The following is a 9,343-nucleotide window of genomic DNA, read 5'->3' on the forward strand; positions in this document are numbered from 1 at the left end:
GGGAGGAACCGAACGTCATGTAAAAGAAAAACGACACCGAACCACACACCGGCGAGGCACCCGCAACCCCCGCCCGCACCAGATTCGGATTACACCGCGCCCCAAACCCCCCCCCCCGGCACCAGCCGGGGGCGGGCGTACATGCTCTGCTCATGTCGGCGTCGGAATCGCGGCGAAGTGGCTCGGCCGGAGCGGGAACACGTCCGGCATCCGGCTCCGGCCCGACTCCGCCTGAGAAACGTGATGCAGTATCAGCAGCATCGTGCGGCACGAAGAAAGACGGGCATGAATGAAGATCGCGATAGACGACCTCTCCGGACCAGAGATCGCCGGGTTTCTCGACGAGCATGTCCAGCAAATGCGCTCCATGTCGCCTCCGGAGAGTAAGCACGCACTCGATCTCGACGCCCTCCGTAAGCGCGAGATCACATTCTGGTCAGTGCGGGACGGTGACACCCTGGTGGGCTGCGGTGCGCTCAAGAAGCTGGACGCGGATCACGCGGAGCTGAAGTCGATGCGCACGATGCCGACACGCAAGCGGAGCGGGATCGCCTCCGTACTGCTGGAGCACATCATCACCGAGGCCAAGCGCATGGGTTTCACGCGGCTGAGTCTGGAGACCGGCACGGCCGAGTTCTTCCTGCCCGCCAGGAAGCTGTACGAGAAGTTCGGGTTCATCCACTGCGCGCCGTTCGCGGACTACCGGCCCGACCCGAACAGTACATTCATGACCAGAAAGCTCTGAACAATCGCAATCCACAGGTCCTGACGCTCTCGCGATAGGCATGTGGTGCGAGCACGGCCGTGCGATGCGGGTGAGAACGCGGTGCCTGCGGCCTGAAACCGTTCACGGTCGTCCGTCCACGACGTGGGCAAATACGGGCGGCGGTCGATCAACGTGCGGCCACGGCACCCCACCGGGCAACGGCGAGGGGCGCCGAACACGGAAGGGGCGGCCGCTCGGCGCGGCCGCCCCTCACTGCTGGTCATACACCCGACCCGCACGGTCCGGCGCTGAGGGCGTCAGAACTGGAGGCCCCAGGAGTCGATCCTGCCGGTGTCATAGCGGGCGTTGTCGCTCACCCGCAGCTTCCAGGTGCCGTTCGCGACCTCCGATGAGGCGTTCACGGTGTAGGTGGTGTTGATGTTGTCGCTGCTGCCACCGGTGCCGTACGCCTTCAGCGTGTACGCCGTGCCGTCAGGTGCGATGAGCTGGACCTGGAGGTCACCGATGTACGTGTGGACGATAGCGACCGGCACCTGGAGCGCGGCGGGCGCGTTGCCCGAGACGCCGCTGACGGTGACGGGTGACTCCACGGTGGTGTTGTCGCTGATCGCGTAGTCCGCGGTGTTCTCGAACTTCGGTCCCGGTGGCGTGGTGGTGCCGCCGCCGACGTACAGCAGCCGGTTCGGGGAGCCGGTGCCCGGGTTGCCCACCACGTTCGGCGTCGCCGCTGTGGTCAGCGCCGAGGACACCTGCGCCGGGGTGGCGGTCCGGTTGTCCGCCAGGTAGAGCGCTGCGGCACCGGCGACGTGCGGGGTGGCCATCGAGGTGCCGGAGATGGTGTTGGTCGCGCTGTCGCTGGTGTTCCAGGCCGAGGTGATGGACGAGCCCGGAGCGAAGATGTCCAGCACGCTGCCGTAGTTGGAGAAGCTGGAACGGGCGTCGGTGTTGGTGGTGGAGCCCACGGTGATGGCCTCGGCCACCCTGGCCGGCGAATAGTTGGAGGCGTTGGCACTGCTGTTGCCCGCCGCCACGGCGTATGTGACGCCGGACGCGATGGAGTTGCGGACGGCGGTGTCCAGAGCGGTGTCGACGCCGCCGCCGAGGCTCATGTTGGCGACGGCCGGCTTGACGGCGTTCTGTGTCACCCAGTCGATGCCCGCGACGACCTGGGCGGTCGTGCCGGAACCGGAGTTGTTGAGGACGCGGACGCCGACGACCTTCGCCTTCTTCGCGACACCGTAGGAGCCGCCGGCGACCGTGGCGGCGACGTGCGTGCCGTGGCCGTTGCCGTCCTGTGCCGTGTTGTCGTTGTCGATGGCGTCGTAGCCGTACGAGGCGCGTCCACCGAAGTCGCTGTGGGTGATCCGTACACCGGTGTCGATGATGTACGCGGTGACGCCCTCCCCGGCGGAGTCAGGGTACGTGTAGCTCTGGTTGAGCGGCAGCGCGCGCTGGTCTATGCGGTCCAGACCCCAGGAGGGCGGGTTCGGCTGGGTGCCGGAGATGGTGAACACCCGGTTCTGCACGACGGATTCGACGGCGGGGTCGGCGGCGAATTTCCGGGCCTGCGCCTCGGAGAGCTCGACCGCGTATCCGTTGAGGGCGGCACTGTACGTCTTCTTGATCTTCGCGCCGTATTCCGCGGCGAGCGCCTTGCCCGCCTTGGAGCCGGCGTCGGCGGCCGACTCGTCGAGGGTGACGATGTAGCTGCCGGCGATGGCACCGGGGGCGCCCGCGTTCTCGATCACACCCACCGCGGCGGGCTCTGCCGCGGTGGCCGGGAAGGTGGAGGCGGCACCAAGTGCCAGGGCGGCGACGGCTGTCGCGGCGGCCGCGGACAGTCTTCGTCGCGAGTTACGCATCACGGACATGTGAGGGATCCTCCTCAAAGGTGGTGCGTTGACGTGGGGGAAACGACAGGGGCATGACAAGTGTCAGCGCGGTGGGTAGCCGCGAAATCGTCATACCGCCGTCTTCCGACAGGTTGACTGATCCACAAAAAACCCACAAGAGTTCCAGGTGGCCTTTGTCACAGGACAATTGCCCACGGCTGTAAACCCGTTGGCCACCCGCCCCACGGCACACCACACCTACAGAGGCGGCAGTGTTTGCTCCGGTGCGGGGGAGCGCCGCTCATCCAGCCAGAAGAGATAGACCCGGAGATGAGCGGCCAGATCGCCGTCGACATACGCCGCGTACACGTCTGCCGCGGCGGCCGTGCCCTGCCCTGACTTCTCATCGTCGGCCACCCAGGCGGAGCGCCGAGACGCCAAGTACTCCTTGATCCGCGTCCGGTCACGCCACCGCTCCCGAACCGCTTCCGGCGTCCAGCGGGCATCGCCGTCGCACGCGTAGCCGGCGAACACCTCCGCCTGGGCGGCCTCGACCAGTTGCCGCAGTTGCTCCGAAGTCCGCGGCTGCCGATAGACGTACTCGGTGAAGTGCTCACCCTCATAGAGCACGAGATCCGGGGCATGTATGCGGCCGGTACCGCAGTTGTCGGTGCGGGCCCCGTAGAACGGTCCAGGCACATTGAGCCACTGCCGCTCCGCCCACTGCCCCTGGAAATCCGCGCGCGCCTCACCCAGGAGGGGCACCGGATCGAAGCCCTGAACGCGGCTCGCCGCCAAGTCCCCGCCCAGGCGGGCTTTTCCCCCGAACGACTGGGCGGAGCCTCCCGCCGGTGCGTGGCTGAGATCGCCAGCCGGCTGTTACCCGAACGACGGGCCCGGTCATGCCCGCGCGTCGTCAAACGCAAGATGTCGCACTGCACTGAACTGCGCCCCGAACTCGACCAGCAGTACCTGTCGGCTGTACAGACCTGGACCCCGGACGACAGCAAGCCGGGACCCGACGTTGTGGGGTGCATCACGCTGAGCGCGTTATCGGGGACGACTTCCACACGATCGCCGGGGCAGACAACTACGCGACTCAAGGCTTCACTTGTGTGCCGTCTCCTAGGTGACACCCCGATAGCCGTTGGACTCTGTGGCGTGCGTGGGCCTTGCGCCCGAGTCAGAAGTGACTCAGATCACCTTGTGTGAAGGAACCGGTGAAGGGCAAGGTCGGATTTTCCATGTGACCAGTGCTCCGGGGGGGCACGAATATGAAGATCAAGCAGACCTTTCTTTCAGCCTGTGCCGTTTCCGCGCTGCTCGCGGGTACGGCTGCCTGTGCGCCCAGCGGCGGTGAGCCGGCCGACAAGGCGAAGCGCACGGTCGGCGCGACACCGGCCGTCAAGGCCGAGCGGGCGGTCGACGCCACATGCGAGAACGGCACGTACACATGGTTCAACGTGGACAAGCGACATGTCCTGACAGGTGTCGCCGAGGCGCAGAAGCTCGGCAAGGGAGGCGGCACACTGACCAACAAGCTAAGGCCGCTCCACACACCGCGTGTCGCCGTCACCTTCGAGAAGGGGCCGCGGGCCGGCGCCGAGGCCGCGCTTCGCTCGCTGGGCGCCCACATCGGAGGCACGGACGCTGCTGACCGTGACAGCGAGTTCGCCGATGTCCGCAGACCCGTACCGGATCTCAACGATGGCAGCGCCAGCACCCCAGGTGACGGAACCTTTGTGATATACGGCTGGGTCCAGCAGGTCACCGCCGACTTTCAGTACACCTGCGGGGAAGGCAAGCAGGGGGCGGGGCGGGCGACCAGCTGGATCGACATTGGTTCAGGCGCCCTGGATTGCACCGTACCGCTCGGGAACGAGGTGGGGGATCCTGCCCTGGACGCGGCCCGCCTGTCCTGCGGCCCCGACTCCCCGGCCGCCACGAACAAGAAAGACCGCGGCTGAGGACTTCGCGCAACGCTCCGTGCCCACGACGGACGCTTCGGGCCCATGAGGTGCGGGGGCGCCCCTCCTCGCCCAGCTCGATGAACGCGCACGCACCATCCTCGAGCTCCGCTTCGGCCAGGAGATGACCCAGGCCCAGATCGGCACCGAACTCGGCCTGTCCCAGATGCACGTCTCCCGCATCCTCAGCAGCACCCTCACCAACCTGCGCAACGGCCTGCTCGCCGAACGGTGACCTCGCCTCCCACGGCAGACGGAGCACCCGACCGCCCCCTCCACCAGCCCCCCAACAAGTCGGCAGCGCGGTGTCTCCCACCATCCCCCCGACGTGCTGGCTCCTCCTACTGGCGGCTGCCTGTCGGTGACTGCCGCGCCTTTTACCTGCCCCTCCTCCGGGAGGGGGTTTTAGCGGTCGAACACATTGGGCAGTCGGCCGTCGATAGGAGTGTTGTCTGTGGACGCGGCATGGTCGGCGAGGGCGCATAGCTGTGCCGGGGTGAGTCCGGTCAGTGCGCGGAAGTCCCGGTTCATGTGGGCTTGGTCGTAGTAGCCGCACAGTGCCGCCCGGTCGGCCAATGAGCGGGTGGCGTCGGGCGGCAGGGTGAGTGCTCGTTGAAGCCGCAGAATCCGGCTGAGGGCTTGCGGCGGAAGGCCGATCTGCTCGCGGAAGAGCACTTGCAGCCGCCGGCTGCCGCGGCCTGTGCTGGCAGCGAGATCTTTGGCGGATAGTTGCCCGTGGCAGGCGCTCAGCCGACTCCATGCCTCGACAACGACTGGCGACGGTGGCAGGGCGTCTACCATCCGTTGTGCCAAGGCGTTCTCGATAACGGCCCAGCGCCCTTCCCAGTCCGGCACGGCGATGAGCTGTTCGGTGAGCCTTGCTGACCAGCCGGTGCCCAGCACGTCATCCGGGTGTATATGGTCGTTCGCCAGGTGGTACAGGGGCAATCCGAGGCACATGTACGCGCCGAGCGGGGTGAATTCCACCTCGACCGCCTCAGCGACGCCCGCGTAGCCTCCCCTCACCGGCGAGGTCCGCAGTCCGGCGAGCATCGCGTGCCACGTCGATGCCGGAACACTCCCGGACTCGTCCGATACGTGCAGAGGGTCTCCCCAGCCCAGGATCAGCGTCACGGTGGCTGAGGGAAGAGTGAGCCTGACCGGTCCCTGCCCTGCAGTGCGATGACCTCGGTACATCACAACCTGAGCCCGTAATCGCTCGGAGGCGCGACGCTCCGCGTAGTCGCCTCTGTTCATCGAATCCATGGACTTCAACCCCCGTCTGCGATCCCGCACCGTGCGCGCGTTGCCATGTTCCGGAAGAGAGTGCGCCTTTGTACAAGTCAGGGGCCCGCGCGCCATTGCAATCTGGACACGCCTGTACAGGTCAACGCGAAGCCCATCGGCCCCGGAAGGGGCCTACAGAAGGGAAAGAACATCGTGAAGCGCAGCTTGGCCACCGGATTCGCTGCCGTCGCTCTGGCAGTGGGAAGCATGACCTTCGCAAGCGCCCCCACCGCCAGTGCTGCCGCCTGCAGCACGTGGCAGGACGAGAACACCTTTGGCGCGTCCTGCAATACGGCTAACGCCTACTACGCCAAGGTCAAGTGCTCGAACGGCAGGTACGCCTTCGGAGTGACCACCAACGATGGTCGGTGGTCCTACGCCTACTGCACCGCCTTCGGATCGAACGTGCGGATCGCCGGCGGAGCACAGGGAACCATCGTCTGGCGCTAGTGAAGCTGCCAACTGAGGGCACCATCAGCGTGTTGGTTCGGTGGGTGTCTGGGGAGGCTCTGCTCCGGGCACCCGCCGCCAGCCGTACCTGGCCCCAGGCCTCGCGCTACGCCGATGCTTGCGCTGCCCATTCGAGTCCGAGTCCGGCGAGCCGTTCCAACTGCTCGCCGCTGAGTTTCGCTCGCCTGGTCTTGCTGTTCGCCAGGAATACCCCGAGCCGGACCTCTGTCCCGTCTTCAAGGGTCTCGATCCAGGATCGGCTGACGGGCCCTGCGGAGCCGGTGCGGTCCCGGTACTGCGTCAGGGCCGCGCATCCCCGCTCGAACGCCGCAGACGGCGCCTGAGACCGCCTCTTGGGTGCCTTCTCCGGGGGCAGGGGCACGACTCCCAGGTTCGTGAGCCGCTCTCGCTGCCCGGGGGCGAGGCCTTCCCATACGACGTGCTGCCGCTGCCGCTGAAGCCACCTGCCGACGTCTACCCCGGCCGCGGTCACACCAGGTTCGATCTCGGCGAGCTCGGCGCCCAGCGCCAGCAGCCGACCGACCCCGGCGTAGGAGCGTTGCCAGTCCACCGGCCACCCGAGCTCGCGCACGTTCCAGTCCGGATCGATCGCAGCAAGCTCGGCAGCACGCCGCCGCGCCCGCTCCTCATCCGTGCCCAGACCGCCGTCCTTGCGGCAGTTCGCCAGCCACTGTCCGACCGGCTTGTCCAGCGCGGTGGCGGTGACCGGCGCGGCCAGGCTGCCTGTCTCCGCGAAGTACGCACGGGCCGCTGCGAGGTTCTTCTCCCACGCCGCATCTGCCGGGTACCACTCGATCCCCAGCGCCTCCAGGTCCTCCGCCCGCTCGGTCACCATCGTGCCGGCCCACATCGCGCGGCGCTGATCGGCCAGCCACTGCCCGAGCGGGAAGGAGTGGCCGTTCGGCATCAGCTCGCGGTGCCCGAAGGGCACCGCGAGGTTCCCCGTTCGCTTCCGGTAGGCGACCGCGGCCCGGTGCCCCGCAAGCCAGTTGGCGTGCTCCGGCTCCAGCAGGTTGTACCGGACCAGGCGGGCAATCAGGGCGGGGTCCCGGTGCGTACCGAACCGCAGCAGCACCCGGTGATCGTCCTCACCCTCTACGGGCGCTTCGCCCAGGTACGACGGCTGCGCCGAAGTCCGGTGCATTCCCTCCTGCGGAATGGCCAGCATTTCCACCGCGCGCTCATCATGCGCCCGAAGCCCGGAAAGAACTTTCACCAAGGGCCGATACGAGACCGAATACGGCATGTCCTCTGGCGTTTCCTCCGGCCCCAGCAGAATGGGCACGATCAGCGTCGCCAATTTCCCCTGGCCAGGCTTCTGCCGCAACGCCCGACCGATGGCCTGCACGATATCGACAGCCGACCCCTTCGGATCGATCAGGGCAACCGAATCCACCGACGGCACATCCACGCCCTCGCTCAGCACGCGGCAGTTGGACAGGACCGCCCGACCGGCCCGACCGCCGAACTGCGTCAGCCGATCCGCCCGCACATCCGGAGCGTGCTCCCCTGACAGCCACGACGTCCACACCTTCTCCGGATGCCGCTCCGGGTCCTCCGCATGCAACCGCTTGACCACCCGCCCAAGCCCCTCCGAGAACGCACGCGCCTCGATCATGCGGTGGTGGAAGGTGATGCACCGCGTCAGATCATGCGCGCTCATCGTCTCCAGCAGCGCGGCCTGGAGCACCGCCAGACGCTCCCCCCGAACGCTCTCCTCCTGCCGCTCCTCCCCATACAGCCGCTCGGGAGTCAGGCTCTCGTCCCGCAGCTCCGCCACCACGATCTGATACCGGGCCAACAGGCCACGCGCGATGGCTTCCGACAGGTCGAGCTCGAACAGCACCGGCCCGTAAATGGCCTCGTCATCCATCGAACAGGCCATCTCCTCCGGCAACCGGTCCAAAGCCGCCAGCCCCTCGGCACCCGTGTCCGTATCCCCCCGGCGCCACCGACGCGGCGCCCGCTCCTCCCACACCCGCGGCGTCGCCGTCATATAGAGCCGCCGCATCGACGGCAGCAACTCCTGATCGTGCACCGCCGCCCACGCCTTACCCAGCGATCCTGAAGTACGGTGCGCCTCATCCACCAAGATCAGGTCCCACACATCTAAGGGCACGCCGTACTCGCCCGCGTGCGCCTCGATCAGCACCGGCAGGGACGCGTACGTCGCGAACACCGTCACGGGCCCCCGCCCGTGCCACAGACCGAGCTGCGGAGCGCTTGTCGTGCATCGCACATCCATCGACCACAGCCGCGGGTCGTCGTTCAGCGAGCACACCGCCACCGCAGGACCCGAATGCCCGAAGGACCGCCACTCCATGACCGTCTGCGCCAACAGCTCCAGCGTCGGCACCATCACCAGAACACGACCCTCAGGCACCAGCCGCCGGGCCACAGCAGCCCCGATGAACGTCTTTCCCGTGCCGCATGCACTCACCACCGTGCCGCGCAACCCCTCCGGTGGGATCCTCTTGCCTGGCGGAATATCAACGCCCCGAGCGATAGCCTCTACTGCCTCGATCTGATGCGGGCGGAGGGGGATTCGATCCGACATGTGCGCGCGTCTCCGTTCTCGGGAGAGAGTGGCGATCCGTTCCTGACTCTACCCGATGCATCACTTCATCACGGGCCGATGGAACAGTTCGACCTGCCTGTCCTCATGAGTGCACACATGTGCTATTGTCAGTCCTCACGGGTCAGTACTTTGATCGGCAAGGCGGCAAGCTTGTGACCTGCGATCGGATGGCGTGTCAGGTGATGGCCGGTCAAGTGCCGGCATCCTCGTCCGGTGGAGTCCGGCCTCGGGGTGGTGGGCATCGATCCATGTCCCTACCTGCTGCCGAAGTTGATGCAACAGCCCCATCCCTACTGCTGCCCGGCGGAGCCGGTAGGGTGGGAGCGTTAGCGGACACCCCTCGCATTGGAGCGCAAGCGGAAATGCGCAAATTCCCGCTGTGCGGGAATTCCATAAAACGCGCCAGCGTTTTATGGCGCATTTCGTATAGAATCCGCTTGCGGATTCCATCTTTTCCAGGCGCTAGCGCCTGGTATCCCGC

Annotated in this window: 7 protein-coding genes and 1 pseudogene; 4 read left to right on the forward strand and 4 right to left on the reverse strand. The window is 66.9% G+C overall.

What is annotated here, in order from left to right; genetic code table 11:
• The first annotated feature begins 289 nt into the window (after positions 1 to 289).
• The gene (locus tag ACFWI9_RS23130; protein WP_387164746.1) at positions 290 to 745 is read left to right on the forward strand and encodes a GNAT family N-acetyltransferase; all 456 of its coding nucleotides are present in this window, start codon (positions 290 to 292) and stop codon (positions 743 to 745) included.
• Positions 746 to 1,023: 278 nt separating this feature from the next.
• Here the strand turns inward: ACFWI9_RS23130 and ACFWI9_RS23135 are convergent, their stop codons facing one another.
• The gene (locus ACFWI9_RS23135) at positions 1,024 to 2,598 is read right to left on the reverse strand and encodes a S8 family serine peptidase (RefSeq protein WP_387164748.1); all 1,575 of its coding nucleotides are present in this window, start codon (positions 2,596 to 2,598) and stop codon (positions 1,024 to 1,026) included.
• A 219-nt stretch (positions 2,599 to 2,817) separates the two neighbouring features.
• A complete protein-coding gene (locus tag ACFWI9_RS23140; protein WP_387164749.1) occupies positions 2,818 to 3,324 on the reverse strand; it encodes a ferredoxin in 507 nt (168 codons plus the stop codon).
• Between the two features lie 509 nt (positions 3,325 to 3,833).
• Here ACFWI9_RS23140 and ACFWI9_RS23145 point away from each other — a divergent pair.
• Both ACFWI9_RS23145 and ACFWI9_RS23150 read left to right on the forward strand, forming a co-directional pair.
• Positions 3,834 to 4,526, forward strand: a complete 693-nt coding sequence (locus ACFWI9_RS23145; protein WP_387164751.1) for a hypothetical protein — start codon at positions 3,834 to 3,836, stop codon at positions 4,524 to 4,526.
• 58 nt (positions 4,527 to 4,584) lie between these two features.
• Positions 4,585 to 4,761, forward strand: a pseudogene (locus ACFWI9_RS23150) (sigma-70 family RNA polymerase sigma factor); the annotation flags it as partial.
• 170 nt (positions 4,762 to 4,931) lie between these two features.
• Here ACFWI9_RS23150 and ACFWI9_RS23155 read toward each other — a convergent pair.
• On the reverse strand, positions 4,932 to 5,660 hold the full coding sequence (locus ACFWI9_RS23155; protein ID WP_387164754.1) for a helix-turn-helix domain-containing protein: 729 nt from the start codon (positions 5,658 to 5,660) through the stop codon (positions 4,932 to 4,934).
• Positions 5,661 to 5,966: 306 nt separating this feature from the next.
• On the opposite strand from ACFWI9_RS23155, the gene ACFWI9_RS23160 reads away from it, so the two are divergent.
• A complete protein-coding gene (locus ACFWI9_RS23160; RefSeq protein WP_387164757.1) occupies positions 5,967 to 6,263 on the forward strand; it encodes a hypothetical protein in 297 nt (98 codons plus the stop codon).
• Positions 6,264 to 6,369: 106 nt separating this feature from the next.
• On the opposite strand, the gene ACFWI9_RS23165 is transcribed toward ACFWI9_RS23160, so the two are convergent.
• Entirely contained in the window at positions 6,370 to 8,841 is a 2,472-nt protein-coding gene (locus ACFWI9_RS23165) for a Helicase associated domain protein (RefSeq protein ID WP_387164758.1), read from the reverse strand.
• Between the last annotated feature and the right edge of the window lie 502 nt (positions 8,842 to 9,343).

This window comes from Streptomyces sp. NPDC127084 (assembly GCF_042724175.1).
In the GTDB taxonomy this organism is placed as follows: Bacteria; Actinomycetota; Actinomycetes; order Streptomycetales; family Streptomycetaceae; genus Streptomyces.